A 26,970-nucleotide genomic window follows, 5' to 3' on the forward strand; every position below is an offset into this window, starting at 1 on the left:
AATCGACAAATTAGCGATTAATGAAAAACCCGTCCCCATGTCCGGTCGTTCCCGCTTTTTCAACCAGCGTCATTCGCTGCTCCTGCTACTGAGCCTGCTGCTCGGGGCCGGCTTCATCGCCACGGCACTGTTCAGCTACTACAGCTCGCGCACGGCGATCCGCAACACCCTGATCGGCCAGGACCTGCCGCTGACCTCCAGCAACATTTACTCGGAAATCCAGAAGGACCTGATCCGCCCGATCCTGATTTCCTCGACCATGGCCAGCGATACCTTCCTGCGCGACTGGGTCCTGGGGGGCGAAAGGGATGTTCGGGCCATCAGCCGTTATCTTGGCGAAATCCGCAACCGCTACGGTGCCTTCAGCAGCTATTTCATCTCCGAAAAAAGCCGCAACTACTACACCGCCGACGGCATCCTGCGCCAGGTCGAGCCGCAGGAACAACGCGACGCCTGGTACGCCCGCGTCCGCGTGATGCAGCCCGACTACGAAATCAATGTCGACCTCGACTATGCCAACAAGAACGCGCTGACCATTTTCATCAATTACCGGGTCTACGACTACGACGGCCACTACCTCGGCATCACCGGCATCGGGCTGACGGTCGAGGCAGTCCGCTCGCTGATCAGCGATTATGAAAAGCGTTTCCAGCGGAGCATCTACTTCGTCGATAGCCAGGGCGAAATCACGCTCGGCAGCGGCCAGCGCGACAACGGCATGCAACTGCGAGAAATCCCTGGGCTGCGCGAACTGGCGGCAACCATCCTTGGCGAGAACAGCGGTTCCTATCAATATCAGGCCAACGGCAGCCAGTACATCCTGCACGTCAATTACCTGCCCGAACTGAAATGGCGCCTCTTCGTCGAGTTAAACGAGGACGTCGCTCTGGCCGATATCCGCCAGACCCTGCGCTTCAATCTGCTGATCAGTCTGGCGGTCACCCTGCTGATCGTCAGCCTCAGCCATCTGACCCTGGCCCGCTACCATCGGCACATCGAACAAGCAGCAACCACCGACAAACTGACCGGCCTGCTCAACCGCCACGCCGCCAGCGCCCTGGTGGACCAGTTGCTGGCCAGTCAGCGGCGCAGCGGGCAGGCCTTCAGCATCCTCCTCGCCGACCTCGACCACTTCAAGCAGATCAACGACCGCTACGGCCACGGTACCGGCGACGAAGTCCTGCGCAATGCCGCCAAAATCTTCCGCAACGCGCTGCGCGGCAGCGATTTTGCGGTGCGCTGGGGCGGCGAAGAGTTTCTGATCGTGCTGCAGGACTGCCCCGAGGCGGAAGCCCTGCAAGTTGCCGAAAAGATCCGTGGGGCGCTCGCTGCCGCCCGTCTTGCCGACGATAGCGACGACTTGCAGGTCACCGTCAGCATCGGGGTCAGCGAATATCGCCCCGGAGAACGCCCCGAACAAACGGTCGGCCGCGCCGACCGGGGGCTCTATCAGGCCAAGCACGGCGGCCGCAACCGGGTTCGAGCAGGAACCGACGAAGCGCCTGCGGCCTGAACCGGAAAATCCGGGTTTTGGGTAATTGCCACGGTCGACCGTGGCAATTACCCATTTTTCCGCAGCCGGCAGTTACTCTGCCGGCACCTCGAAAGCGTCTCCCGCCTTGAGCGGATGCCCGGCCAGGAATTCGCGCACCGGCAGGCGCTTGCCCCCGGCCTTCTGCAATTCGCTGACCGCCAGCGCACCCTCGCCACAGGCGATCACTACCTGCTCGCGATCGACCGCCAGCACCGTACCCGGCGCCCCATCACCGGCCACCGGCCGCGCCCGCCAGAGTTTGACCGTCTGCCCGGCAAAACGGGCCTGCGCGCCAGGGAACGGGTTGAAGGCGCGGACGTGGCGATCAAGCGCAAGCGCCGGACGCCGCCAGTCGACCAGAGCTTCGGCCTTGTCGATCTTGTGCGCGTAGGTCACGCCAGCCTCGGGCTGAGCCGTGGCCGGCAAAGGCAAGGCCGCCAGTGCCTCGACACAGAGGCGGGCGCCGAGTTCGGCCAGCTTGTCGTGCAGGCTGGCGGCGTTATCCTCGGCCGCAATCGGCAAAGCCCCGGCCAGCAGCACCGGGCCGGTATCAAGCCCGGCCTCCATCTGCATGATGCAGACCCCGGTCTCGGCATCGCCAGCCTCCAGTGCCCGCTGAATCGGTGCCGCCCCCCGCCAGCGCGGCAACAGCGAGGCATGGATGTTGATGCAGCCGAAGCGCGGCAGATCAAGCACCGCCTGCGGCAGGATCAAGCCGTAGGCTGCCACCACCATCACTGCGGCACCGTCGGCCACCGCTGCCGCCACCCGGGCCTGAGCCTCGGCGGCTTTCAGGCTCAAGGGCTGGAAAACCTCGATTCCGGCCGCCAGAGCGCGTTGCTTGGCCGGCGACGGCTGCAGGCTCATGCCGCGTCCAGCCGGCCGGTCGGGCTGGGTGAGCACCAGCGTGACCTGGTGCCCGGCGGCAATGATGGCGTCCAGTGCCTGGGCGGCAAACTCCGGCGTCCCGGCAAAGATCAGCTTCATGCAGTCACCCGCGCCTGCTTGGCCAGCTTGTTCTTGATCCGGCCCTGCTTGAGTTGCGACAGGTGGTCGACAAAGACCTTGCCGTTGAGGTGGTCGAGCTCGTGCTGGACGCACACCGCCAGCAAACCGTCGGCGGTAAACGAACGGTTCTTGCCGTCGAGGTCCTGATAGTGCACGGTCACTTGCTCGGCGCGTTCGACCTTCTCGTAGATGCCGGGCACCGACAGACAGCCTTCTTCACCGACATGGCAGCCCTGCAGGCGCTCGATGCGCGGATTGATCAGCACGCGCAGGTCGCTCTTGTCCTCGCTGATGTCGATCACCACCAGCTGCAGGTGGACGTCGACCTGGGTCGCGGCCAGCCCGATGCCGGGCGCCTCGTACATCGTTTCGGCCATGTCAGCCGCCAGCTTGCGGATGGTGTCGTCAATTTTTTCAACCGGCTGGGCAACTTTTTTCAGACGGGGATCGGGGTAACGGAGAATGGGTAGCAGGGCCATGATAAAAACGCAGAATGCTTGCTCGGATAACGGTTTGTGGCAGAATCGGCGAAGACTCCGAGGGCTGGACAAAGAGATGGTAGAACTGTCCGGTCTCGCTTCGGACAGCCGCAACGGCGCCGCGTTCCGGCGGCACACGAGGTTAATCACTATGCTCCGCATTATATCCGCGCTGCTTCTGGCCGCGACGACCGCCACTGCCACCGCCGACGACGGCCCGCCGCTGGTCAGCAATCCCCCCGAGCGCCACATCGTCGTCCCCGGCGACACGCTGTGGGGAATCTCCGGGAAATTCCTGCAGCAGCCCTGGCGCTGGCCGGAAATCTGGCGCCTCAACAAGGAGCAGGTGGCCAACCCGCACCGGATTTACCCCGGCGACGTGGTCGTCCTCGACCTCTCGCAGGGCAGCCCGCAGCTCAAGCTGGCCAAGCCGCTGACCCCGGCCCGGCTGCAGCCGCAGGTCTATAGCGAGCCGGTGCGCAGCAGCATCCCGAGCATTCCGACCAACGTCATCGAACCCTTCATCTCGCGCCCGCTGATCGTCGAAGCCGGCGATCTCGACAAGGCACCGCGCATCCTGGCGGCCGAGGAAAGCCGGGTCCTGATCGGCGCCGGCGACCTCGCCTTCGTCAAGGGCATGCAGCACGACGACATCGAGAAATGGCAGATTTTCCGCCCGGGCAAGCCGCTGAAAGACCCCGAAAACGGCCAGGTGATCGCTCACGAGGCCTTCTTTCTCGGCGATGCGCGCCTGATCCAGGGCGGTGACCCGGCCGTAGTCAAGGTGGTCCGGGCCAAGGAGGAAATCACCCGTGGCGACCGCCTGGTGCCAACCCCGCCGCAAACCATCATCACTTATGCCCCGCACCGCCCGGACAGCGAAATCGCCGCCCGGGTGATGTCGATCTACGGCGGCCTCAACGAAGCCGCCGCCGGCTCGGTGGTTTCGCTCAACCGGGGCAGCCGCGACGGCCTCGAAATCGGCCACGTGCTGGCACTCTTCCGCAAGCGCAATGCTGCCGACCACGATCAGGATGGCCGGCGCACCAGTACTGCGTTACCGGAACAGCGCTATGCGCTGGTTTTTGTCTTCCGCGTCTTTGAACGCGTGGCCTACGCGCTGGTGATGGAATCGTCGCGCCCGGTCATCGTCGGCGACGCCGCCCGTAACCCCTGAACGGCAACGGGGCAGGCATGTCGGACCAGCACAGTCTCGCTGCCTGGCTACGCCTGACCCAGACCCCGGAGATCGGCGGCGAAACCCAGCGCAAGCTACTGACCGCCTTCGGTCTGCCCGAAGCGATCTACGCCGCCGGGCGCGAAGCGGTGCGACAAGTGATCGGTCCCCGCGCCGACCTGCTCTTCGATTTTTGCCCGCAAGCTGCCGTCGACCGTGCGCTGGCCTGGTCCGAAGTCCCCGGCCAACACATCGTCACCCTTGCCGATGCCGCCTATCCGCCGGCGCTCCTGCAAATTGCCGACCCGCCCTGCGTGCTCTACGTACGCGGCCAACCGGAGTTGCTGCAAACCCCGACGCTTGGCGTCGTCGGCAGCCGCAATGCCACCACCCAGGGCCTGCGCAACGCCGAGGACTTTGCCCGCACCCTGGCCGATGCCGGCCTCAGCATCGCCAGCGGCCTCGCCCTGGGGATCGACGCTGCCGCCCATCGCGGTGCGCTGGCTGCCAACGGCGTTACCGTCGCGGTGATCGGCACCGGCGCCGATCGGATGTACCCGGCCCGCAACAAGGAACTGGCGCTGGCGATTGCCGAACACGGCGCAATCGTTTCCGAATTCCCGCTTGGTACGCCGGTGATGGCGCACAATTTCCCCCGCCGCAACCGGATCATTGCCGGCCTTTCGCTGGGCGTACTGGTGGTTGAGGCAGCGCTCGAATCGGGTTCGCTGATCACCGCCCGCCTGGCCGGCGAACAAGGCCGGGAAGTCTTCGCCATTCCCGGTTCGATTCACTCGCCCCTGGCGCGCGGCTGCCATCGGCTACTCAAACAGGGCGCCAAGCTGGTCGAAAGCGCTGCCGACATTCTCGACGAACTGGCAACCCAACTGCCCCCCCAGACGATCCCCCGCCGTCCCGCCGAGTCGCCGCCCCAATCGCATGCCGCCGCACCCGATACCTCGCTCGGCGAAGACGCGGCAAACCTGCTGACCGCGCTGGGTCACGACCCTTGCTCCTTCGACGAACTGGCAGCCCGCTCCGGCCTTGCCAGCGCCCTCCTGGCCAATACCCTGCTCGAGCTCGAACTGGCCGGGAAAATCACCCCCCTGCCCGGCAACCGCTACCAGCGTCTGGGCCCCTGAGGCAGCCCCGGCCGGGACGACAACTTGCCAAGGCGCCGACCGGACACTAACATGCCCCGGCAAAACTACAGGCAGGAACCATGAGCAAGAAGCTGATCATCGCCGAAAAACCCTCCGTCGCCAGCGACATCGCCAAGGCGCTGGGCGGGTTTACCAAGCACGACGACTATTTCGAGAGCGAGCAATTCGTCCTTTCGTCGGCGGTCGGCCACCTGCTCGAACTGGCCTGCCCGGAAGAATTCGAGGTCAAGCGCGGCAAATGGTCATTTGCCCACCTGCCGGTGATCCCGCCGCATTTCGCGCTGTCGCCGATTGAAAAAAGCGCCGCCCGGCTCAAGGTGCTGACCAAGCTGATCAAGCGCAAGGACGTCGAAGGCCTGGTGAACGCCTGTGACGCGGGCCGCGAAGGTGAATTGATCTTCAACTACATCGCCCAGCACGTCGGCAGCAAGAAGCCGGTGCAGCGCCTCTGGCTGCAGTCGATGACGCCGCAGGCGATCCGCGACGGCTTCGCCCGCCTGCGTCCGGGCAGCGAACTGCAAGGGCTGGCCGACGCCGCCGTCTGCCGTTCCGAATCCGACTGGCTGGTCGGGATCAACGGCACCCGCGCGATGACTGCCTTCAACTCGAAGACCGGCGGTTTCCACCTGACCACCGTCGGCCGCGTACAGACGCCGACGCTGGCGATCGTGGTCGAGCGCGAAAAGAAGATTCGTGAATTCAAGCCGCGCAACTATTGGGAAGTCGAAGCCGAATTCGCTGCCGCCGCCGGCAATTACACCGGCAAGTGGTTCGACGAAGGCTTCAAGGGCAAGCAGGATGACGAACACGCGCGCGCCGACCGCCTCTGGGAGCAGGCCCGTGCCGAAGCGATCCGCGCCGCAACCAGCGGCCAGCCGGGCGAAGTCAGCGAAGAATCGAAGCCGGAAACCCGTCTCTCGCCGCTGCTCTTCGACCTCACCAGCCTGCAGCGCGAAGCCAACTCACGCTTCGGCTTTTCGGCCAAGACCACGCTGTCGCTGGCGCAGGCACTCTACGAAAAGCACAAGGTCCTGACCTATCCACGGACCGACTCGCGCTATCTGCCGGAAGATTATCTGGCGACGGTCAAGGCGACACTTTCGGTACTCACCGGCGAAGGCGCCGGCAAGGGCCACGACGAGGTCCTGCTCTCGCGTTATTCGCCGTTCGCGCATCAGGTGCTGGCGCGTAACTGGGTCATTCCGAACAAGCGCATCTTCAACAACGCCAAGGTCAGCGATCACTTTGCGATCATCCCGACGCCGCAAGCACCGAAGAACCTGAACGAAGCCGAACAGAAGCTCTACGACTTCGTCGTCAAGCGCTTCCTCGCTGTCTTCTTCCCAGCCGCCGAATATCTGGTCACCACCCGCATCACCCGCGTCGCCAGCCATCCGTTCAAGACCGAAGGCAAGGTGCTGGTGCAGCCCGGCTGGCTTGCCGTCTACGGCAAAGACAGCCAGGAAGACGGCGAAGGCACGCTGGTTGCGGTCAACCCCAAGGAAAAGGTCAAAACCGAGGAAGTCACAGTCAAGGCCAACGCCACCAAGCCACCGCCGCGCTATTCCGAAGCCACCCTGCTCTCCGCGATGGAAGGCGCCGGCAAGATGGTCGACGACGAGGAGCTCAAGGCAGCGATGGCCGGACGCGGCCTCGGTACGCCAGCCACCCGCGCCCAGATCATCGAAAACCTGATCGGCGAGCAATACATGCTGCGCGAAGGCCGCGAACTGATCCCGATGGCCAAGGCCTTCTCGCTGATGACCCTGTTGAACGGCCTCGGGGTTAACGAACTGACCCAGCCGGAACTGACCGGCGAATGGGAAGCCAAGCTGTCGCGGATCGAAAAGGGCGAATTCACCCGCGCCGAATTCATGCGCGAAATCGCCGAAATGACCCGCCACGTCGTCGAACGCGCCAAGAGCTACGAAGCCGACACCATTCCCGGCGACTTCGGGGTTCTGACCGTGCCCTGCCCCAAGTGCAGCGGCCAGATCCGCGAGACCTACAAGAAGTTCCAGTGCGGCGGCTGCGACTATGCGCTGTGGAAGATCGTCGCCGGCCGCCAGTTCGAGCCGGAAGAAATCGAAACCCTGCTCACCGAAGGCCAAGTCGGCCCGCTGACCGGTTTCCGCAACAAGATGGGCCGCAGCTTTGCCGCCGCGATCAAGCTCAACGCCGACAAGATGCCGGAATTCGATTTCGGACAGGACAAGGACGACGACGAGAACGCCGAACCGGTCGATTTCTCCGGCCAGACCGCACTCGGCAAATGTCCGAAATGCAGCGGCAACGTCTACGACAACAGCAGCAACTACGTCTGTGAAAAAGCCGTCGGCAGCGGCAAGAGTTGCGATTTCCGTTCCGGCAAGGTGATCCTGCAGCAACCGATCGAAGCCGCACAGATGCAGAAGCTGCTCGGCGAAGGCAAGACCGACCTACTCAAGGAATTCGTCTCCAACCGCACCCGCCGCAAATTCTCGGCCTTCCTGGTCCTGGGCAAGGACGGCAAGGTCGGCTTCGAGTTCGAAGCGCGCAAACCAGCCGCGAAGAAAGCCCCGGCCAAGAAAAAGGCCGAAGCCGCAGAAGAAGCCTGAGTATCCACTGGCGGCTCGCCGCCAGTGTCGGGCAGAAGGCGTAGAATGCATCAGGGGACATAAGCGGCGGAGGCTGCATGGCACGCATGCACTACGACGAAGAATTCCGCATCTCACTGCGCAAGGCCATCCTTGACCAGGCTCCGGACGGAATTCTCGTCGTTGATCAGAACAAGCGGATTGTTTCGGTCAACGAGCAGTTTTTCCGGATTTGGCAAATTGACTGGGCGCACGCCCATTCTGCCGAAGGCGAACTGCTGTCCGACCTTGAACTCCTGCCCCAGGCGCTGGCCAAGCTGGTCGACCCGGCCGCCTTCATCAGCCGGGTACAAGATCTTTACGCGCATCCCGAACAGGACGACGACTGCCAGTTGCAATTCCGTGACGGTCGCACCATTCACCGCCACTCCAAGGTATTGCTCGCCAGCGATGGCGGCTATCTTGGTCGGGTCTGGTATTTCCGCGACATTACCGAGATCGTCCATTCGCGAAACGCGCTGGCCTTGAGCGAGGCGCGTTACCGGATCGCCTTCGAGACCTCCCACGATGCGATGGCGATTACCCGCAGCAGCGACGGGCTCTACCTCGACATCAACGATGCCTTCGTGAACATGTCGGGCTTTGCGCGCGAGGAAATCGTCGGCCATACCTCGATCGAATTGGGCATCTGGGTCGATCCGGAAGATCGCCAACGGATTCGCCAGCTGCTGGCCACTCCGGAACAGGCGAAGGCGCTGCTGGAAGCCCGTTTCCGGCGCAAGAACGGGGAATTGTTCTGGGGGTTGTTCTCGGTCTCGCCGATGGAAATCGACGGCGTCCCTTGCCTGCTGTCGCTGACCCGCGACATTACCCGGGCCAAGGAGACCGAAGCCGAACTGGCACGCTATCGCCAGCAGCTCGAAGCCGAGGTTGCCGAGCAGACCCGCGAACTGCGCCTCGCCAAGGAAGCCGCCGAGGCTGCCAGCGTTGCCAAGAGCGCCTTTCTGGCCAACATCAGCCACGAGATCCGGACCCCGCTCAACGCGATCACCGGGATGGCCCATCTGGTTCGCCACGGCGGCCTGAACGCCAAGCAAGGCGCGCAGGTGGACAAGCTGCTGCACGCAGCCGAACATCTGCTACAAATCATCAACACCGTGCTGGAGCTTTCGAAAATCGAGGCCGGCAAGCGGCCGACCAGCGAAGTGCCGGTGGTGCTGGACGAAATTTTTACCAATGTGCGGGCGATGCTGGCCGATAAAGCCGGCGAAAAAGGCCTCGTTTTCACGGTCGACCGTGATTTTCCCGATATTCCACTGGTTGGCGACGCCACGGCGGTACAGCAGGCGCTGCTCAACTACGCGGCAAACGCCGTCAAATTCACTGAACGCGGCGAGATCCGGTTTGGCGTCAGCGTGCAAGCCGAGGATTTCGACAGCCTGCTGCTGCGTTTCACCGTCAGCGACAGCGGCATTGGCATCCCCGCAGCAACGCTGGCCCGACTGTTCGCCCCCTTCGAGCAGGCCGACAACTCCAGCACCCGGCAATACAGCGGCACCGGCCTCGGCCTGGCGATCACCCGCCGTCTCGCCGAAAGCATGGGCGGTGCCGCCGGCGCCGAAAGCCAGCCGGGCCAGGGGAGTTGTTTCTGGTTCACCGCGCGCCTGCGCAAAGCCGCCCACTCGCTACTCCCCGGCGGTAACGACGACCTCGACCTGAGCCTTGGGCAACTGCGCCAACGACAGCACGGACGGCAGGTGCTGGTGGTGGACGATGAACCACTGAACCGCGAAATCGCCGGCGAACTGCTTGCCGAAGCAGGCATCAAGGCGATCCATGCCAGCGACGGGCAGCAGGCGCTGGAATTGTTGCAGACCTCGGTGACCTGCGATCTGGTGCTGATGGATATGCAGATGCCGCGGCTTGACGGTCTGGCGGCGACCCGGCAAATCCGGGCGCTGGCAGCACGGAAAAGAGTGCCGATCATTGCCATGACCGCCAATGCCTTCAACGAAGACCGGCAGCGCTGCCTGGCTGTCGGGATGGATGACTTTCTCGCCAAGCCGATTCAACCGGCCCGCTTTTACGCCACCCTGTTGCGCTGGCTTGAGGCCCGCAGTTCCACGTGAAACCGGCGCCCGGCGCCGCGCCTAGCGAACCGCCAGCGCGCCCGGCAACTGGCAGGAAAGCACCGCAGCGCGCAAGGCATCGATGGCCTGCGGACGCGGAAAGCTGACCCGCCAGACCAGCCCCACGGTCCGCTGCGGCGGCTCGGCGGCGGCAAACGGCAGCACCTTGACCAAGGATTCGCGGCCCTCCAGCGGATCGGCGGCCGTACTCGGCATCACCGCCACCCCGGCGCCACTGGCGACCATGTGACGGATGGTTTCCAACGAACTGCCTTCGATCGCGTGTTGCAGTGCATTTTCGCCGGAAAGACGGGGGCAGGATTCGAGCACCTGATCGCGGAAGCAGTTGCCCTGACCGAGCAGCAACAGGTTCTCGCCGTCCAGTTCGCGGCTGTCGACCATTTCGCGCACGGCCCAGGAATGGCTGCTCGGAACCACCACCCGGAAGGGCTCGCGATACACCGGCTGGGCCACCAGTCCCGGCTCGGCAAAGGGCAAGGCGATCACGATCACATCGAGATCGCCGGCCTTGAGCGCCGGAATCAGGTTGCCGGTGAAATCTTCCTTGAGGAAGAGCGGCATTTTCGGCGCCTCGCGGTGCAGTGCCGGAATCAATTGCGGCAGCAGATACGGGGCAATGGTGTAAATCACCCCGACGCGCAGCGGCCCGGTCAGCGGATCGCCAACGCTGCTGGCGATTTCTTCCAGACGCACGGCTTCGTCGAGCACCCGCCGGGCCTGGGCGACGATCCGTTCGCCCAGCGGCGTGATCCGCACCTCGCTGGCCGCGCGTTCGAACAGGGGCGCGCCGAGTTGCCCCTCGACCTTTTTCAGCGCCACCGACAAGGTCGGCTGGCTGACATGACAGGCCTCGGCGGCCCGTCCGAAATGGCGCTCGCGGGCGAGCGCCACGACATAGCGCATTTCGGTCAGGGTCATCGTGAATATCCGAGTTTTTCCAGGTCGACCGTGGATAACCAGCGCCACTCGCCGGGCTTGAGGTCGGCCGGCAGGGTCAGCTCGCCGATCCGCTCGCGGTGCAGGGCCTCGACCCGGTTACCGACCGCCGCGACCATCCGCTTGACCTGGTGGTACTTGCCCTCGGTAATCGTCAGCCGCAGCAACTGCGGCTCGACGATCTCGGCCCCCGCAGCCGCCACCGGCTCGGGATCGTCGTGCAACTCGACGCCCGCCAGCAGTTGTTCGATCTGGGCGGCGTCGAGCGGATGCTTGGTGGTCGCCAGATAAACCTTGGGCACCTTGCGCTTGGCCGAAGTCAGCACATGATTGAGCTGACCGTCATCGGTGATCAGCAACAGTCCGGTGGTGTCCTCGTCGAGCCGGCCGACCGGCTGCACGCCGCGTTCGCGCAAGGGCAAGGGCAGCAGTTCGAGCACCGAAGGATGGTGCTGCGGCTTGCGCGAGCATTCGTAACCGCCCGGCTTGTGCAGCAGCAGCGAGGCATGCTCGCAAAATGGCCATTCGACGCCGTCGACCGTGAAGATCAGGCCGTCGGTATCGACATCGGCAAAGGGATCGTCGCAGATCGCCCCATTGACGCCGACGCGTTCCTGGCAGATTAAAGAGCGGCAGCCTTTGCGGGTGCCGAAGCCGTGTTTTTGCAGGAGTCGTTCGAGTTGCATGGGCAGGATGCTACCATTCCGGGATGAACTTCGAGCACCTTATCCAGATCAACGATCTGAACAACCCACTGACCGAAACCCTGACCCGCGCCCAAATCTGGGCCGGATTGCTGCACCGCGTCGAAGACGCCACCCCCTTCCTCCCCGGATTGGAACGCTGCACCGTGATTGAGCGCCACGCCGATTACCTGCTGCGCGACCTCGACTTCGGCGCCGCGATCATCCGCGACCGGGTGACGATGGCTCATGAGCAGTGGGTCCGCTTCGAGATCGAAGCCAACGCCCAGCACGCCGGCGGCAGCCTGACCATCAGCATCGAGGAACCGGAAGCCGGCGCGCTGTTCCTGCGCTTTGCCTACGCCACCGGTTTCGCCGCCAACCCGAATTCGGAAGACCGGGCCTACATCGACTACGTGAAATCGGCGTATCAGCAGTCCGACCTCGATTGCGTCAGCATCATCCGGACGCTGGCGGCGCAGGGCAGCCTGCAGTAAGCGCGGCCCCGCCGCTGCCCTCGCTGCCGGGCGCCAGGCCCGGCCTGAACCAGCTTAGAAATTGACGCCGAGCTTGACCGCCAGCGTCCAGTTTTCCAGCCCCACCGCCTCGCGCCGGTCGGTGTTCAGGTAGCGCAGGTCGATCCCCGAAAAATAATGGCCGCTGCGATATGCAACGCCAGCAGCGGCGCCGTAGCCGAACAAATCCTTGTCGCCGCGCTCGGCATCGGCCTTGACCCAGGCCAGCGCCGGACCCGCGCCGAAGGAGAAGCCCCCGCCCAGCGGCACGGTATAGCGCGGCGACAACTCCAGCGCGGTCGCCTTGAGCCCGGACTGATCGACACGGTTGAGCGCCAGATGGGTGCGAATCCGGTTGTCGGCGGTCTGCACCAGGCCGCAATTCATGCTCAACTCCAGGCCATAAACCGCCATCGACTGATCGCGGCCGGCACTGGCCTGCATCACCCCGGCGCTGACGGCCAGGGTCGGCTCGGCCTTGTAGCCGGACTCTAGGATGGGCAGGAACTTGAGCCCCTCGGCCAGAACCGGCGTGGCAACAACAGACAGGCCCGCCAGCAGCGCAGCGGCAAAAAGTTTCTTCGACATGCTTGCCTCACAAAGAAAATCAGAAAACGCTGATTTTCCCCTTTACCCCATCTGCCGTCTGTAACCCAGGTTACCCAGCGGGACTGAAAAACACAGAATTTCACCGCGAAAAATCAGTATTTTCCGAAGCGCGTTTCCACTCCACAAAGAGCAGCCGGCGGCGTAGGATTGCCCTGTTCGTTTTGTCCTACGTTCCAACCTGAAGGAGGCTTGCTAATGAAGTCGACGATGTTGATCGAGCGCGGCGCAAACTATCTTTGCGTCAAACTGGGTGAAGTGGTCACCGCCATGCAACAGGTAGCCATGCTCAAGGGCCAACCGATGTGGGAGGTCGAACGAACGCAGGGCGGGCAAACCAAGCGCTACATCGTTCCGGCGCGCAGCCTGAGCCCCTTGGCCGCCGGCTGATCGCCGCCGCCAAGCACCAAGCCGAAGGCCTCTGCCTTCGGCTTTTTTATTGCCCAGGTGGGTCGACCGCGTCGGCCACCAGCGTCGGCAAGCAGGCGAGCAAACGCTGCGCCAGCGGCCCCGCTTGCAGCGGCACCGCCACCGCCCACTCGGCCTGGGCATCGGCGTCGAGCAGCGGCCGGCAGGTCGTTCCCGGCCCCGCCTGTGCGGCCAGTCCGGCAGGAACCACGGCGATGCCGAAGCCGGCCGCCACCAGATCGAGCATCGCCGTCTTGCGCGACAGGACCGGCGCCAACAGCGGGACAAAGCCGCGTTCCAGGCACAGATCGGCCACACGGCGAGCCAGCCCCCCGCGTTCGCGGTGCACCGCCGAAACAAAGGGATAAGGCGCCAGCTCGGCCAGATGCAAAGCGGTCCGCTCAGCCAGCGGATGCCCTGCCGGCAGCAGCACCTGCAATGGCTCGGGCGGCAGCGGCAGCAGCCGCACCGCCGGGTCGCGACGCAGCAGCGGCAGGCGCACCAGGCCGAGGTCGGCCTTGCCAGCCGCGATCTCGGCGATTTGCAACTCCGACGACAAGCGGTCGAGATCGACCCGCAACCGCGGCACTTGCGCCAGCAACTGCCGCAGCCAGGGCAGGAAGACCGGCACCGGCGTCGAGCTCGAATGCAGCAGGCGCAGCACACCGCCCTGCCCGTGCGCCAGATCGCGCCCCTCTTCGGCCGCCTCGTCAAGCTCGCGCAGACAGTTCTGCATCCGCACGCGATAACGTTCGCCGGCCGGCGTCAGGCGCACGCCGCGCGGTAGCCGCTCGAACAGCGGAAAACCGAGTTCCTCCTCCAGCAAGGCAATCTGGCGGCTGAGCGCCGGCTGCGCGACAAACAGGGCCGCCGCCGCTGCGGTAAAGCTGCCGAACTCGGCAACGGTCAGGAAATAGCGAATCTGGCGCAAGCTAGACATAACTTTAAAGAATACCAACAAGCATTATTTGATATTTTATTGATGGATAGCCTGGCGACACAATCGGCGCACCTGATCGGCACAACGCCCTACCGGAGCCCGCCATGTCCCTTCTCCCCGTCTTCCCCAGCTTTACCTCGCTCGCAGAACTGGCGCCCCTGCCGCCACTGCCGCTCGCCCTCGACCTGCCGACGCTGGCTTGGGCCGGTCTGGCCCTGACCCTGGCCTACACGCTGTTTGCGCTGCTCGGCTTTGGCACCGCACTGATTGCCAGCCCGCCTCTGGCCAGCGTGCTGCCAGTTGCGCAGGTCATTCCCTTGCTTGCCCTGCTCGATTTTGCCGGCGCCGCCAGCCGGGCTTGGCGCGCCCGCCGGAACATCGCCACCGCCGAATTGCGGCGCCTGCTGCCGGGGATGCTCGCCGGGCAGACGCTCGGCATCATGCTGCTGGTGCAGCTGCCGGCGCCGCTGATGGCCGGCTTGCTGGGCAGTTTTGTCGTCGTTCAGGGCTGGCGCGGGCTGCTCGCCGCCCAGCCCGAAGCCACTGCCCCCGGCGCAGCACCGGCTCAACGGGCGATCTGGCCGGCGCTCTGCGGCGGCCTGCTGGGCGGACTGTTCGGCAGCGGCGGCTTCATGTACGCCAGCTATCTGGAACGCCAGCTTGCCGACCGGCAGGCCTTTCGTGCCACCCAGGCGGTGCTGATCGCGCTCTCGACGGCCTGGCGCATCGCGCTCTGCGTCGTCGCCGGCAGTCTCGACCGGGCCTTGCTGCTGACCGCGCTGCTGCTCTCGCCCAGCCTGCTGCTCGGGCACTGGCTGGCCGCCCGCATCGACGCCGGGCTCAATCGCCAACGCCTGCGCCAGTTGCTCAATCTGCTCCTGCTGCTCGCCGGCAGCCTGCTGATCTGGCGCCATCTGCCGCTCTAGCCCCACCAGCCAGAGCGTTCCCCCGGCGGACGGGAACTGCTATCGTCGCGCCCCCGCTCCCCGGCTTCCGCTCATGCTGCTCTTCGCCAAATCCCTGCTCGGCGCAGTCGCCGTGCTGATCATCGCGCTGCTGGCCAAAAGCCGCAGCTTCTACATCGCCGGTCTGGTGCCGCTGTTCCCGACCTTCGCGCTGATCGCCCACGCCCTCGTCGCGCAGGAACAAGGCCAAGCCGCGCTGCGCAGCACCGCGCTGTTCGGCCTGTTTGCGCTACTCCCCTACGCCGCCTACCTGGGCACCGTGGTCTGGCTGGCCGAACGCTGCCGCCTGCTGCACACCCTGCTCGCCGCCACCGCCGTCTGGCTGCTCGCCGCCGCCCTCCTGCTCTGGGCCTGGAGCCGCTTGCAAGCGGCCTGAGCCGACGGCCAGCGCCGCTTACCTGGCGGTCGGCGCAGGCACCGCTGCCGACGGATCGTGCTCGCCCGGCTCGATCCCCCAGTCGCCCCATTGATACCAATCGTCGCCCAGCATCTCGGCCGGATGCTGGGTCCGCCCCGACCCATTGCCGCACATCAACGCATCCTTGGCGCAATAACGGTCGCAACCCCAGCAAATGCGCTCGGGGTGCTTCGGGTGGAGGGGAAATTTCTTGGCCATGTGCGGCAGCTTAACCGGGCCGGATTAAGTTGGCCTTGACCTTACGCAAGCGGGCTGAAGTAGGCTGAAACGAGATCAGTCTGGACGGTGGGAAGCGCCCTGAACGGTCTGTGACCGTGATCAAAAGCTGATGCTCGACGTGATGGGCTGTCGACGGAATTGTTAGCCGCGCGCCAATGAACTATTTGTGTAGTTACCACGCTCCCTCCAAGACCAGTTTCGACAATCCAACCTGCTTGATTCTCCCAGCCTGATCTCCGATGCCCACGAAGGGGGCCATCTTCTTTGGGGGCGGTACATACCACTGTGTGCAAATACTTACGAGGTCTGCGTGCGCCTTTTTTTGACCAAAATTTGCCATAAGTGAGACTGTAAGTTCAGGATTGGGAACGTGGATGAAAGCACCTGCATTATTCAGACCATCGGGATGGATGGCTCGTGCCTCAGCCGGCTTCTGAAACATCAGACGAGGGACTATTTTTCCCGCGCGTTCAAAAGTAACCATTTCATTAACAGGATGCTCAAAAACCCTGACTAACCGATGCTGATGAGATAATTGGCGGGTTGTCAGGACGAGATTGAAGCAGATGAGGACGGCGGATACGACACAGCATGCGATGTTTAGCTATCGGAGTCTGGAGGAGCGGATCCCGGCAGGGCATCCGTTGCGCAAACTGCGCGTGCTAGTCGATGGCATTCTCGCTTCGATGAATGGCACGTTTGCCAAGTTGTACTCGCACACGGGACGCCCGGGCATTCCGGCGGAACGACTGCTGCGTGCGAGCTTGATTCAGGTGTTGTTCTCCATCCGCTCGGAACGGCAACTGGTCCAGCACATTGAGTACAACCTGTTGTACCGGTGGTTTGTTGGCCTGTCGATGGATGAAGGCATCTGGGCGGCGACCACCTTTACCGAGAACCGGGATCGGCTCTTTACCGAGGACATCATGCGTGAGTTCTTTGGCAAGGTCGTTGCCCTGGCACAGTGGAAGCGACTGACCTCGCATGAGCATTTCACCGTGGATGGGACGCTGATTGAAGCCTGGGCCTCGATGAAGAGCTTTGTGTCCAAGGATGGTTCGGGGAAGCCACCCGAAGGTGGTGGCAAGAACCCGACGGTGGACTTCAAGGGCGAGAAGCGTAGCAATGAGACGCACGCCTCCACCACCGATGATCAGGCTCGACTCTTCAAGAAGAGTGCGGGCGACAAATCTCGCCTGTGCTACATGGGGCACGCCCTGATGGAGAACCGTAACGGTCTGGTGGTGGATGTTGAAGCGACCCAAGCGACCGGCAAGGCAGAACGCGAAGCAGCGCTGAGGATGACGGCCCGGACGATGAAGGCGGGCAGTACGCTGGGGGCGGACAAAGGCTACGACACCGCCGACTTCGTGCAATCACTGCGCGAGATGAAGGTGACCCCGCATGTGGCGGCAAAGCAATCTGGCTCGGCGATTGATGGCCGCACAACCCGGCATGCGGGCTATGCGGTCAGCCTGAAGAAGCGGAAGTTGGTGGAAGAGATTTTTGGGTGGAGCAAGACCATCGGAGGTCTGCGCAAAACCCGTTTGATTGGCTTGGCGAAAGTGAAGGCTCAAACCGTCTTCACTTTCGCTTGTTACAACCTGACCCGGATGGCAACGCTGTTCGGCTGGCGATTGTCTGCGACATAGGGCGAAGTCTGCCTGCTGATCGCCGAAAGGCGGGCAGCAAACCCCAAAGAGGCAAAGAAACCGCCTGAAACCCGGTTTCGACGTGCCACAAAGGGAATGTCGGAGAAGTTTGAACATCGTCAGCAACGAATAGCCGAAGGCATCGCGGCGTTTTTGAGCATCCTGTTAAAGAGAGGTGCTGTGAGGTCAACAATCCAACCGTCAATCTCAATCCAACAGTGGAAGTGATCCTCGTCAGAAATACACACACTTTTTTCGATGCCTCCCAAAAAAACTGAAAGATTTGTTGGAGTACATAGGTTGTAACCCGCGAAACCAACAATAGGGCGAGCAGATTTCAAACGATGATGGTGGCTTAAGAGATAGGCTCCAGCAATACCGAAGAATAGGCAGGCCTTGGAAGGGTCTCCTTCTTCGTTTGCCACAACAGCGTGAATGGTGCGAAACAGTCGCTCATACTCGGGAAGGGTAAGTGGCGGTCGGGTCCGCTTAGACGTATGCGACATAGTTGTTGGACTAACGTGGAGGTCAGCGGCGCTGCACGGCTTTATCGCGCAACGCCGGGTGGACCGCAGGGTTACACATCATTTCTCAGCCTCTGCGGAATTGGGTCGATGACTTCGAGAACCTTCGTTTCCAAATTGAATGCCAAAAGAACGATGCCGCCTGACGCTCTTGGTGCCTCCAAATTCGCGGCAAATTCGGCTTCTGCGGCGTGCGAGTGATATGCCTCAAGAAACCCAATAAATGCGCAAAGCATTTCGTCGTACTCGCACTCAGAAACTTCACGCTGAATGAGGAGCTTGAAACGCAAACTGCCATTACCCTCTGCCATGATGGAATAGACAAGCGAGTATGGCTGGTTCGGCGTCGTTTTCCCTGCACTCGATACCACAGCTATTTGCGGGGCGGCTGGCCCCAGGAGTTTCTCTCGAAGTGACTGGAACCCTGCCTTCAGTAAGTTGTAGTGATCTTTCCCCATCTCTTTCAAGAAGCCATCGAAGTATGACTTTCCGATGTAGATGAAGACCGCGGTAGGTATTAGCCACTCCAGCCCGGCGTAAATTCCCCCATCCTCGCGTGACTTAATATCGAGCTTCAAGCGTTCGGTAGAAATTGTTCGCACAAATTCGGAGAAGAGCTCTTCTGGAATTGAGTCGACGTGAACGATTGCGATCTGAGGAGAAGTAGTCATAGCCTGCGCCTATGGGGCATAACGTTGGATGCAACCGGCGGAGCGCTCAGCGCGGGGGGAACTCCAAAAGCGTAGCTTTTGGGGCGTCTGGTTGACGGACTTGTTATGACCCGGTTGCATTTGCATAGCGAGCCCAGAATGATGCTAATAGAAATATCATTCCGATGCCCGCGATTACCCCTTTTGATGTGAAGAGGAGGTAGGCCGCAAGTGCCCGCGCCCCAAGCGGAATTACCATTGGTGCAAGCCCCTCAATAACGAGGCGATCAAGAACAGTTTTGAACGCGCCTAGCATTAGTACAACAGACATTAGGCCGAACGCTATCGCAATCAGAACTGTTCTTTGATCTTGTTCGAAAACAGCGACGAAACGAAGGGAGATGGCGCCCGCTACCATTACTGCAAACGCAATGACGTAGGTACGCAAGTTGTGTTTGAGAACCTGTACTTGTGCCTTTATTGCGTCGTTGGATTGGATTTGAATGTCGTGAATTCGATTTTTCGCCCATTCATCGAGTCGATCCTTAATTTTGCTCGAAATGAAGTAGTCGTAGCCCATGAAGATGGCAGCGACAACTTGCAGTTTCAGAATTGTGAGTTCAGACACCATGGTGGCTTGTCTTTGCATAACGTGAAATGGACTTCAATCTTGCAGGGTCTGTCGCCTGCTTGATATCCATATTAGTGCTGTGCATGCCTGTAATCCCCCTTGCCATCTTGTTCTTCGTGACTGCGCCGTACGTACGAACAGCGCTAAATACCCGGCCAAACCCTGCTGGCCACGAAACGTGCCAATGGAATTATACGGCTGTCTTCGGACTCATTGAGCAGCGGCTGCTTCTGGCCGCTTCTTGCTAATGACTGCCTACAAGCCACAGGTTCAGGCAGCCTTCAGCCACACACCCAAGCGCCGCCCCACCAAACCACAGACGTAAAAAAGCCGAAGGCCAAGGCCTTCGGCTGCTTTCCACGGTCGACGCCCGAAAACGGGCAAAAACCTGTTTTACTCGACGCCTTGCGAGGCGAGGTAGTCTTCGTAGCCGCCGAGGTAGTCGACGATGCTGCCGTCGCCCTTGACTTCGAGCACGCGGGTGGCGAGGGAGGAGACGAATTCGCGGTCGTGCGAGACGAAGATCAGGGTGCCGGGGAATTTTTCCAGGCCGCTGTTGAGGGCTTCGATGGATTCCATGTCCAGGTGGTTGGTCGGTTCGTCCATCACCAGCACGTTCGGCTTTTGCAGCATCAGCTTGCCGAACAGCATGCGGCCCTGTTCGCCGCCAGAAATCACGTTGACCGGCTTTTTCTGTTCGTCGCCGGAGAAGAGCAGGCGGCCGAGGGTGCCACGGATCAGGGTTTCGAGGTCGCCGCCTTCTTCGACCGAGGCGCGGGCGTAGCCGATGATCCAGTCGGTGAGGCTTTCACCGTTGGCGAATTCGGCGCTGTGGTCCTGCGCGTAGTAGCCGAGCTTGGCTTTTTCGGCCCACTTGAGGGTGCCGAACTGCGGCTGCAGTTCGCCCATCAGGAGCTTGAGGAAGGTGGTTTTACCGACGCCGTTTTCACCGATCACCGCGATGCGTTCGCCGCCGTTGATGGTCAGGGTCAGGTTGTTGAAGATCTTGCGCTCGCTGCCTTCGTAGGCGAAGGAGAGGTTTTCGATCTCGACCGCCTGACGGTGCAGTTTCTGCTTGTCGTCGTGCTCGAAGCGGATCCACGGGTACTGGCGCGACGAGGGTTTGACGTCTTCCGGCTTGAGCTTGTCGATCAGCTTGAGGCGGCTGGTCGCCTGCTTGGCCTTGGAGGCGTTGGCCGAGAAGCGGCGGACGAAGGTCTGCAGTTCGGCGATGCGTTCCTTGGCCTTGGCGTTGGCCTGCGACTGGCGTTCGCGGGCCTGCTGCGCGGCTTCCATGAAGTCGTCGTAGTTGCCAGCGTAGGTGGTGATCTTGCCGTAGTCGAGGTCGGCCATGTGGGTGCAGACTTGGTTCAGGAAGTGACGGTCGTGCGAGATGATGATCATCGTCGAGTCACGGTTGTTGAGCACGTCTTCCAGCCAGCGGATGGTGTTGATGTCGAGGTTGTTGGTCGGTTCGTCGAGGAGCAGGATGTCCGGGTTGGCGAACAGGGCCTGGCAGAGCAGCACGCGCAGCTTCCAGCCGGGGGCGACTTCGCTCATCGGGCCGTTGTGCTGCGCGGTCGGGATGCCGACGCCGAGCAGCAGTTCGCCAGCGCGGGCTTCGGCGGTGTAGCCGTCGTATTCGCCAACCTTGCCTTCGAGTTCGGCGGCGCGCATGTAGTCGTCTTCGCTCGCTTCCGGGTTGGCGTAGATCGCGTCGCGTTCCTGGATCGCCGCCCACAGTTCCTCGTGGCCCATCATCACCACGTCGAGCACGCGCATGTCTTCGTAGGCAAACTGGTCCTGCTTGAGGTAGGCCATGCGCTCATGCACGTCCTTGGAGACGTTGCCGGCCGAGGGCTCCAGCGCGCCGCAGAGGATCTTCATGAAGGTGGATTTGCCGGCGCCGTTGGCGCCGATCAGGCCGTAGCGATAGCCTTCGCCGAACTTGACGTTGACGTTCTCGAAGAGGGGCTTGACCCCGAATTGCATGGTAATGTTGGCGGCGACGAGCACGGTGTTTCCGATCTCTGAAATAAACGCAAAATAGTCGGCAATTTTACCTGCTTTCGTCGGTCGACCGTGGGCATTGAAGCTGGCGCATTCATCCCCATTTAAGAAAGCCCGCTGTAAGATGCTTTCCGACTTCTTTCCGCCGCAAGGCAAGGCCTGACCCATGGTTCCACATCTCACCACCGCGCTGAGCGGTCCCCTGCTCGAACTCGAACGCCGTTTTCTCGCGGCCAGCCCGCAAATCGAGCACTGGTTGCGCGGTCAATGGCAGGAACACACGCCCCCCTTCTATTCGTCGGTCGACCTGCGCAACTCCGGCTTCAAGCTGGCGCCGGTCGATACCAATCTTTTCCCCGGCGGCTTCAACAACCTGAACCCGGCCTTCCTGCCGCTGTGCGTGCAGGCGGCGATGAGCGCGATTGAAAAATTCTGCCCGGAAGCGCGCAGCCTGCTGCTGATTCCCGAAAACCACACGCGCAACGCCTTTTACCTGCAAAACGTCGCGCAGATTGCTGCGATCCTGACCCAGACCGGCCTCAACGTGCGCATCGGCAGCCTGATCCCCGATCTGCAGGCGCCGCTCACGGTCGACCTGCCCAACGGGCAGAATTTGCTGCTGGAGCCGCTGGTGCGCAAGGGCAACCGGATCGGCGTCGCCGGCTTCGAGCCCTGCGCGATCCTGCTCAACAACGACTTGTCGGCCGGCATCCCGGCCATCCTGCAGGGGCTGGACGAACAGTTCGTGCTGCCGCCGGTACATGCCGGCTGGGCGGTGCGCCGCAAGTCCAACCACTTTGCCGCCTACGACGAAGTGGCCAACGCCTTCGCCAAGGAAATCGGCATCGACCCGTGGCGGATCAACCCGGCCTTCTCGGTCTGCCGCAGCATCAACTTCCACGAGCGCCAGGGCGAGGAATGCCTGGCCGCCAACGTCGCCGCCGTGCTCGACATCGTGCGCGAGAAGTACAAGGAATACGGGATCGACGAAACGCCTTACGTGGTGGTCAAGGCCGACGCCGGCACCTACGGCATGGGGGTGATGACGGTGCGCGACGCCGACGAGGTGATTGCCTTGAACCGCAAGCAGCGCAACAAGATGAGCGTGGTCAAGGAAGGTCTGGAAGTCAGCGAGGTGATCATCCAGGAAGGCGTGCATTCCTTCGAGACGGTCAACGAGGGCGTGGCCGAGCCGGTGGTGTACATGATCGACCGCTACGTGGTCGGCGGTTTCTACCGCGTGCACACCGGTCGCGGCAAGGACGAAAACCTCAACGCGCCGGGCATGCATTTCGAGCCGCTGGCCTTTGAAACCGGCTGCAACCTGCCCGACTACCGCTGCGGCAACCCCGATTCGCCGCCCAACCGTTTTTACGCCTACGGCGTGGTCGGCCGCCTGGCCTGCCTGGCCGCCGCGCTGGAACTGGAACGGACAGCGCCGGACGCAGTCTGAGCGGGCATGGGACAACAGCTACATTTCGAGAAACACCTGCTCGGCGGACGCAGCCAGACGCTCAAGTTCGCCTTCGTGATCGACCCGCTGCACAGCCTCAAGCCGTGGAAGGATTCGACCATCGCGATGATGCGCGCGACCGAAAAACATGGTCACGAGGTCTTCGCCATCGAGTCCCACACCCTCGGCTGGCGCTGCCCCGAGCCGGGCCAGAATGGCGGCGTCTTCGGCCTGGCGATGCATTTGCACCCGCGCCCCGACGACCATGACTGGTATCGCGAAACCGGCCGCGACTGGCTGCTGCTGAACTCCTTCGACGTGGTGATCATGCGCAAGGACCCGCCCTTCGACGCCGAATATCTGACCGCCACCTGGCTGCTGGAACGCGCCGAGGCCGAAGGCGTGCGCGTCTTCAACCGGCCACGGGCGCTGCGCGAACACTCGGAAAAGCTGGCGATCATGGAGTTCGCCGACTTCATTCCACCGACCCTGGTCGCCCGCGACATCGCACAGCTGCAGCACTTCATCGACGAAGAACACGACGTGATCGTCAAACCGCTCGACGGAATGGGCGGCAGCCAGATTTTCCGCATCCAGAAGAACGACCCGAACCGCAACGTGATCCTCGAAACGATGACCCGCCTGGGCCGCCGGACGATCATGGCGCAACGCTACCTGCCCGAGATCGCGCAGGGCGACAAGCGCATCCTGCTGATCGGCGGCAAGCCGGTGCCGTATTGTCTGGCGCGCATTCCCAAGGCCGGCGAGACGCGCGGCAACCTCGCGGTCGGCGGCGTCGGCGTGGCGCAGGACCTGTCGCCGAACGACCGGCGGATCGCCGAACACCTCGGCCCGATTCTGGCCAAGCGCGGGCTGCTGCTGGTCGGGCTCGACGTGATCGGCAACCACCTCACCGAAATCAACGTCACCAGCCCGACCTGCATGGTCGAGATCAAGCAGCAAACCGCCTTCGACGCCGCCGGCGCCTTCATCACCACCATCGAGCATCTATGCGGCGTTTATTGAGTGCCGGGCTGCTGCTCGGCACGCTGTTGCTCACCGCCTGCCGCCCGACGCCCCTGCAGGAACAGCAGGCCTACGTCTTCGGCACCCGCGTCGAAGTCGTCGTCGTCGGCAGCGAGCCCGAGCGGGCGCGTAGCGCCATTGCTGCCGTGCTGCGCGAATTCGACCGCCTGCACCAGAACTATCACGCCTGGCAGCCGTCGCAGCTGAGCGACCTGAATTCGGCGCTGGCCGCCGGTCGACCGTGGCCGGTCGCGCCCGAAATGGCGGCGCTGATCCGCGATGCGCAGCAACTCACGGCGCAGGGCGAAGGCCTGTTCGACCCCGGTATCGGCCGGCTGATCGCGCTGTGGGGCTTCCAGTCCGAGGAGTTCAAGGCGCAATTGCCCGATCCCGCCGCGCTCGCCGCCTGGCAACGCGAACGCCCGGGGATCGCCGACCTCCAGCTCGGCCCCGAGGGCACGGCGAGCAGCCGCAAGCGCCTGCTCGCGCTCGACTTTGGCGGCTACCTCAAAGGCGTCGCCCTCGACCGCGCCGCCGCGATCCTGCGCGAACAGGGAATCAGGGACGCGCTGATCAACATCGGCGGCAATGTCATCGCCCTCGGCAGCAAGGATGGCCGCCCCTGGCGGGTCGGCATCCAGCACCCACGCCAGCCGGGGCCGCTGGCAACGCTCGAACTGCACGACGGCGAGGCGATTGGCACCTCGGGCGACTACCAGCGTTTTTTCGAACTCGACGGCAAACGCTACTCGCACCTGCTCGACCCGCGCAGCGGCCAGCCAGTCGAACACACCCAGGCGGTGACCGTGGTGATTCCTGCCGGCCAGGGCGGACGCGGCGCCGGCACCTTGTCGGACGCGACTTCAAAGCCGATCTTCGTCGCCGGCCCCGAGCGCTGGCACGAACTTGCCGACAAGCTGGGAATTTCGCTGGTTTTGCGCGTCGACCGTGACAACGGCATCGAGTTGACGCAAGCATTGCAGCAACGCCTGCAATTTGTCGGCGAAACCAGGGATTTGTCGATCAAGGTCGTGCCATGAGCCCACTCGAACATAGCCAGACTTTCCAGCGCCTGCGCCAGCTGGTCGCCGCCGAGCTCGCCGACGAACGCTGGAAGGCTCGCCAGGCTCGACGCCTGGGCGTGCTCTTTGCCGTCCTGGCAGTCGCCCTGCTGCTCCTGCTCGGCTGGCGCCTTGGCCGCTGATCCGCTCACCGCCGCCTTAACCCGCGCCGCCGGCTGGCTGGCAGCGGCCGATGGGCTGCTGATCAACGCCGGCGCCGGCATGGGGATCGACTCGGGACTGCCCGATTTTCGCGGCCCGGGCGGGTTCTGGGGCGTATACCCAGCGCTCGGCCGGGCTCGCATCGCCTTCGAGGAAATCGCCAACCCCGCCGCCTTCGCCCGCGACCCACAGCTGGCCTGGGGCTTTTACGGCCACCGCCTGGCGCTCTACCGCACCACCGAGCCGCATGCCGGCTTTGCGCTGCTGCGCGAGATCGCGGCGCAACTGCCGCAGGGCGCCTTCGTGTTCACCAGCAACGTCGACGGTCAGTTCCAGAAGGCTGGCTACCCGGCCGAGCGCATTTGCGAAATCCACGGCAGCATCCACCACCTGCAATGCAGCCGGCCGTGCAGCGAACGCATCTGGTCGGCAGCCGGGTTTGCACCCGAGGTCGATCACGCGGCCTGCCGGCTGCGCAATGAAGCGCCGCATTGTCCGCAGTGCGGCGCGCTGGCGCGGCCGAACATTCTGATGTTCAACGACTGGCACTGGCTGGAGCAGCGCAGCGCGGCCCAGCAACAGGCCCTGGCCGACTGGCTGGGACAGGTCCGCCGCCCGGTGGTGATCGAAATCGGCGCCGGCAGCCGGATTCCCAGCGTCCGGCGCTTTTCCGAACAGTATGGCCAACGCCTGATCCGGATCAATCCGCTCGAAAGCGACAGCCCGCCCGGCAGCATTGCGCTGCCGCTGGGCGGTCTGGCGGGGATTCGAAGGCTGGCTGCGGCCTATTCGGCGCTCGCCTGAGGCCGCCGGTTTATTCCGGCTGCCGCGAGTCGATGGTCAGCGTCACCGGCCCGTCGTTAACCAGCGCAACCTGCATGTCGGCGCCGAAAACTCCGGTTGGCACCGGTTTGCCCAGCGCGGCTTCGAGTCTGGCAACAAAGTCGGCAAACAACGGCTGCGAAATTTCACCCCGCGCAGCCCGGCTCCACGATGGCCGGTTGCCCTTTTTGACCGAGGCATAGAGGGTGAATTGCGATACGGCGAGAATTTCGCCGCCGACTTCCTGCACGCTGCGGTTCATCACCCCGTCGGCGTCGGCAAACAGGCGCAAGCGCAACAGCTTGCCGACCATCCAGTCGAGATCGGCCGCAGCGTCTTCCGCCTCGAACCCGGCCAGCACCAGCAAACCGGCGCCGATTTTTCCGCAAATTTGCCCGTCGACCGTGACACTGGCTTGCGCTACCCGCTGCACTACCACCCGCATGAGACGTTCCCTATCCGAATCAAGAAGGCAACATCTTACCCAGGCTGCGGGCCTGGCTCAGCAATGCGCAGCGCCGGACTGGCTCTGACCGAGAGCGAAACACCGCTGGCAAACCCCGGCCGCAGTCAGCATGGCCCGCACATCGCCGGAACAACCAGTCAGCGCGACACCCCGAGCCACCGCCAGGGCAACCACGCCAACCCCCGCCCCATCGATGCCGCTACACTGGGCAAGGTCGATTTTTCTCACCCGATGCGAAAGATGCGTCAGCTGGCGCGCGGTTTCGAAATGCAGCCGACCGTGCACCCTTGCCTGCCCCCGCTGGTCCACCGAAATGCTGCCGAGATTCCAGTGCATCCGCAGGTAGTCGACCAACCCCTTGAGTACCGGCTTGTTATCCCCGATGTGCAGGCCGAGCAGCAGATCGTCGCCATGCAATTGCTGGCGGCGGATGGTTGCCAGACCGCAGGTCAGACCAAGCGAAGAATAAATCTCCCATTCGACGGTCAGCATCTGATCGCGTATCGGCAATTTCGGCAACCGCCCCTGCAGGCGGGTACACAAGCCGGTTTCCGAAATGTCCAGCAGGCTGCCGATCAGATCGTGGCGCACCCCAAGCTGGACAATGCTGACGCCCACTTTGAGCTGCGCATGTTGCTGTGCGTTACCGGGGATGCGATAACGCACCTGCTGGCGCCGCTCGGTAACCTGCGCCTCCGCACTGTTGTGCAAGGCTTGTCTCGCATTGTTCATGGCC

At 63.1% G+C, this 26,970-nt stretch carries 29 protein-coding genes; 15 read left to right on the plus strand and 14 right to left on the minus strand.

Annotation, left to right across the window (positions count from 1 at the left end; all coding sequences use genetic code 11):
- Nucleotides 1-37 precede the first annotated feature (37 nt).
- Nucleotides 38-1,513: a diguanylate cyclase gene (locus VX159_RS15930; RefSeq protein WP_371323854.1), complete on the plus strand. Its 1,476-nt coding sequence runs from the start codon at nt 38-40 to the stop codon at nt 1,511-1,513.
- A gap of 72 nt (nt 1,514-1,585) precedes the next feature.
- Here VX159_RS15930 and fmt read toward each other — a convergent pair whose 3' ends face one another.
- Together fmt and def are read right to left on the minus strand one after the other, a co-directional pair.
- Entirely contained in the window at nt 1,586-2,521 is a 936-nt protein-coding gene (fmt, locus tag VX159_RS15935; RefSeq protein ID WP_371323855.1) for a methionyl-tRNA formyltransferase, read from the minus strand.
- Nucleotides 2,518-3,021, minus strand: a complete 504-nt coding sequence (gene def / locus VX159_RS15940) for a peptide deformylase (RefSeq protein ID WP_371323856.1) — start codon at nt 3,019-3,021, stop codon at nt 2,518-2,520. Before def ends, fmt begins: the two co-directional genes overlap by 4 nt.
- Nucleotides 3,022-3,172: 151 nt before the next feature.
- Between def and VX159_RS15945 the strand changes: the two genes are divergently transcribed.
- From VX159_RS15945 to VX159_RS15960, 4 genes are all read left to right on the plus strand, one after another.
- Entirely contained in the window at nt 3,173-4,198 is a 1,026-nt protein-coding gene (locus VX159_RS15945; RefSeq protein ID WP_371323857.1) for a LysM peptidoglycan-binding domain-containing protein, read from the plus strand.
- 17 nt (nt 4,199-4,215) lie between these two features.
- Entirely contained in the window at nt 4,216-5,340 is a 1,125-nt protein-coding gene (gene dprA / locus VX159_RS15950) for a DNA-processing protein DprA (protein WP_371323858.1), read from the plus strand.
- 80 nt (nt 5,341-5,420) lie between these two features.
- Entirely contained in the window at nt 5,421-7,958 is a 2,538-nt protein-coding gene (locus tag VX159_RS15955) for a DNA topoisomerase III (protein WP_371323859.1), read from the plus strand.
- A 77-nt stretch (nt 7,959-8,035) separates the two neighbouring features.
- Nucleotides 8,036-10,066: a response regulator gene (locus VX159_RS15960; protein ID WP_371323860.1), complete on the plus strand. Its 2,031-nt coding sequence runs from the start codon at nt 8,036-8,038 to the stop codon at nt 10,064-10,066.
- Nucleotides 10,067-10,087: 21 nt separating this feature from the next.
- On the opposite strand, the gene VX159_RS15965 is transcribed toward VX159_RS15960, so the two are convergent.
- Together VX159_RS15965 and VX159_RS15970 are read right to left on the minus strand one after the other, a co-directional pair.
- Nucleotides 10,088-11,005, minus strand: coding sequence for a LysR substrate-binding domain-containing protein (locus VX159_RS15965; protein ID WP_371323861.1), 918 nt, complete (start codon nt 11,003-11,005; stop codon nt 10,088-10,090).
- Nucleotides 11,002-11,709 carry a 16S rRNA pseudouridine(516) synthase gene (locus VX159_RS15970; RefSeq protein WP_371323862.1) on the minus strand — a complete coding sequence of 236 codons (708 nt, stop codon included), beginning with the start codon at nt 11,707-11,709 and terminating at the stop codon, nt 11,002-11,004. The genes VX159_RS15965 and VX159_RS15970 overlap by 4 nt, the downstream gene beginning before the upstream one ends.
- A 23-nt stretch (nt 11,710-11,732) precedes the next feature.
- On the opposite strand from VX159_RS15970, the gene VX159_RS15975 reads away from it, so the two are divergent.
- Nucleotides 11,733-12,203 carry an SRPBCC family protein gene (locus VX159_RS15975; protein ID WP_371323863.1) on the plus strand — a complete coding sequence of 157 codons (471 nt, stop codon included), beginning with the start codon at nt 11,733-11,735 and terminating at the stop codon, nt 12,201-12,203.
- A gap of 54 nt (nt 12,204-12,257) precedes the next feature.
- Here VX159_RS15975 and VX159_RS15980 read toward each other — a convergent pair whose 3' ends face one another.
- Nucleotides 12,258-12,809, minus strand: a complete 552-nt coding sequence (locus VX159_RS15980) for a hypothetical protein (RefSeq protein ID WP_371323864.1) — start codon at nt 12,807-12,809, stop codon at nt 12,258-12,260.
- A gap of 216 nt (nt 12,810-13,025) precedes the next feature.
- Between VX159_RS15980 and VX159_RS15985 the strand changes: the two genes are divergently transcribed.
- Nucleotides 13,026-13,217: a hypothetical protein gene (locus VX159_RS15985; protein ID WP_371323865.1), complete on the plus strand. Its 192-nt coding sequence runs from the start codon at nt 13,026-13,028 to the stop codon at nt 13,215-13,217.
- 46 nt (nt 13,218-13,263) lie between these two features.
- Here the strand turns inward: VX159_RS15985 and VX159_RS15990 are convergent, their stop codons facing one another.
- Nucleotides 13,264-14,175 carry a LysR family transcriptional regulator gene (locus VX159_RS15990; RefSeq protein WP_371323866.1) on the minus strand — a complete coding sequence of 304 codons (912 nt, stop codon included), beginning with the start codon at nt 14,173-14,175 and terminating at the stop codon, nt 13,264-13,266.
- Between the two features lie 104 nt (nt 14,176-14,279).
- On the opposite strand from VX159_RS15990, the gene VX159_RS15995 reads away from it, so the two are divergent.
- A complete protein-coding gene (locus VX159_RS15995; protein ID WP_371323867.1) occupies nt 14,280-15,101 on the plus strand; it encodes a TSUP family transporter in 822 nt (273 codons plus the stop codon).
- Between the two features lie 73 nt (nt 15,102-15,174).
- On the plus strand, nt 15,175-15,516 hold the full coding sequence (locus VX159_RS16000; protein WP_371323868.1) for a GlpM family protein: 342 nt from the start codon (nt 15,175-15,177) through the stop codon (nt 15,514-15,516).
- A gap of 18 nt (nt 15,517-15,534) precedes the next feature.
- Here VX159_RS16000 and VX159_RS16005 read toward each other — a convergent pair whose 3' ends face one another.
- Together VX159_RS16005 and VX159_RS16010 are read right to left on the minus strand one after the other, a co-directional pair.
- A complete protein-coding gene (locus VX159_RS16005; protein WP_371323869.1) occupies nt 15,535-15,756 on the minus strand; it encodes a DUF3079 domain-containing protein in 222 nt (73 codons plus the stop codon).
- Between the two features lie 193 nt (nt 15,757-15,949).
- Complete coding sequence (locus VX159_RS16010; protein ID WP_371323870.1) at nt 15,950-16,261, minus strand: DUF2026 family protein; 312 nt, start codon at nt 16,259-16,261, stop codon at nt 15,950-15,952.
- An 82-nt stretch (nt 16,262-16,343) separates the two neighbouring features.
- Between VX159_RS16010 and VX159_RS16015 the strand changes: the two genes are divergently transcribed.
- Complete coding sequence (locus VX159_RS16015; RefSeq protein WP_371323871.1) at nt 16,344-17,429, plus strand: IS5 family transposase; 1,086 nt, start codon at nt 16,344-16,346, stop codon at nt 17,427-17,429.
- Nucleotides 17,430-17,548: 119 nt separating this feature from the next.
- On the opposite strand, the gene VX159_RS16020 is transcribed toward VX159_RS16015, so the two are convergent.
- The 4 genes from VX159_RS16020 to VX159_RS16035 all read right to left on the minus strand — a co-directional run bounded on the left by VX159_RS16020 (nt 17,549) and on the right by VX159_RS16035 (nt 21,250).
- Nucleotides 17,549-17,935 carry a DUF2026 family protein gene (locus VX159_RS16020; RefSeq protein ID WP_371323872.1) on the minus strand — a complete coding sequence of 129 codons (387 nt, stop codon included), beginning with the start codon at nt 17,933-17,935 and terminating at the stop codon, nt 17,549-17,551.
- A 71-nt stretch (nt 17,936-18,006) separates the two neighbouring features.
- Entirely contained in the window at nt 18,007-18,624 is a 618-nt protein-coding gene (locus tag VX159_RS16025; protein ID WP_371323873.1) for a hypothetical protein, read from the minus strand.
- 103 nt (nt 18,625-18,727) lie between these two features.
- Entirely contained in the window at nt 18,728-19,234 is a 507-nt protein-coding gene (locus tag VX159_RS16030) for a hypothetical protein (protein WP_371323874.1), read from the minus strand.
- 393 nt (nt 19,235-19,627) lie between these two features.
- Nucleotides 19,628-21,250, minus strand: coding sequence for an ABC-F family ATPase (locus VX159_RS16035; RefSeq protein ID WP_371323875.1), 1,623 nt, complete (start codon nt 21,248-21,250; stop codon nt 19,628-19,630).
- Nucleotides 21,251-21,410: 160 nt separating this feature from the next.
- On the opposite strand from VX159_RS16035, the gene gshA reads away from it, so the two are divergent.
- The 5 genes from gshA to VX159_RS16060 are packed head-to-tail and all read left to right on the plus strand — an operon-like array spanning nt 21,411 to nt 25,750.
- A complete protein-coding gene (gshA, locus tag VX159_RS16040) occupies nt 21,411-22,697 on the plus strand; it encodes a glutamate--cysteine ligase (protein WP_371323876.1) in 1,287 nt (428 codons plus the stop codon).
- 6 nt (nt 22,698-22,703) lie between these two features.
- Complete coding sequence (gene gshB, locus VX159_RS16045; protein ID WP_371323877.1) at nt 22,704-23,723, plus strand: glutathione synthase; 1,020 nt, start codon at nt 22,704-22,706, stop codon at nt 23,721-23,723.
- Nucleotides 23,708-24,763, plus strand: a complete 1,056-nt coding sequence (locus tag VX159_RS16050; protein WP_371323878.1) for an FAD:protein FMN transferase — start codon at nt 23,708-23,710, stop codon at nt 24,761-24,763. Before gshB ends, VX159_RS16050 begins: the two co-directional genes overlap by 16 nt.
- Nucleotides 24,760-24,927: a hypothetical protein gene (locus tag VX159_RS16055; RefSeq protein WP_371323879.1), complete on the plus strand. Its 168-nt coding sequence runs from the start codon at nt 24,760-24,762 to the stop codon at nt 24,925-24,927. Before VX159_RS16050 ends, VX159_RS16055 begins: the two co-directional genes overlap by 4 nt.
- Nucleotides 24,917-25,750, plus strand: coding sequence for an NAD-dependent deacetylase (locus VX159_RS16060; protein ID WP_371323880.1), 834 nt, complete (start codon nt 24,917-24,919; stop codon nt 25,748-25,750). The genes VX159_RS16055 and VX159_RS16060 overlap by 11 nt, the downstream gene beginning before the upstream one ends.
- Before the next feature lie 10 nt (nt 25,751-25,760).
- Here the strand turns inward: VX159_RS16060 and dtd are convergent, their stop codons facing one another.
- Both dtd and VX159_RS16070 read right to left on the minus strand, forming a co-directional pair.
- Complete coding sequence (dtd, locus tag VX159_RS16065) at nt 25,761-26,213, minus strand: D-aminoacyl-tRNA deacylase (protein ID WP_371323881.1); 453 nt, start codon at nt 26,211-26,213, stop codon at nt 25,761-25,763.
- 57 nt (nt 26,214-26,270) lie between these two features.
- On the minus strand, nt 26,271-26,966 hold the full coding sequence (locus VX159_RS16070) for an STAS domain-containing protein (RefSeq protein WP_371323882.1): 696 nt from the start codon (nt 26,964-26,966) through the stop codon (nt 26,271-26,273).
- Nucleotides 26,967-26,970: the final 4 nt, after the last annotated feature.

The organism is Dechloromonas sp. ZY10, from assembly GCF_041378895.1.
Taxonomy (GTDB): Bacteria; Pseudomonadota; Gammaproteobacteria; order Burkholderiales; family Rhodocyclaceae; genus Azonexus; species Azonexus aquae.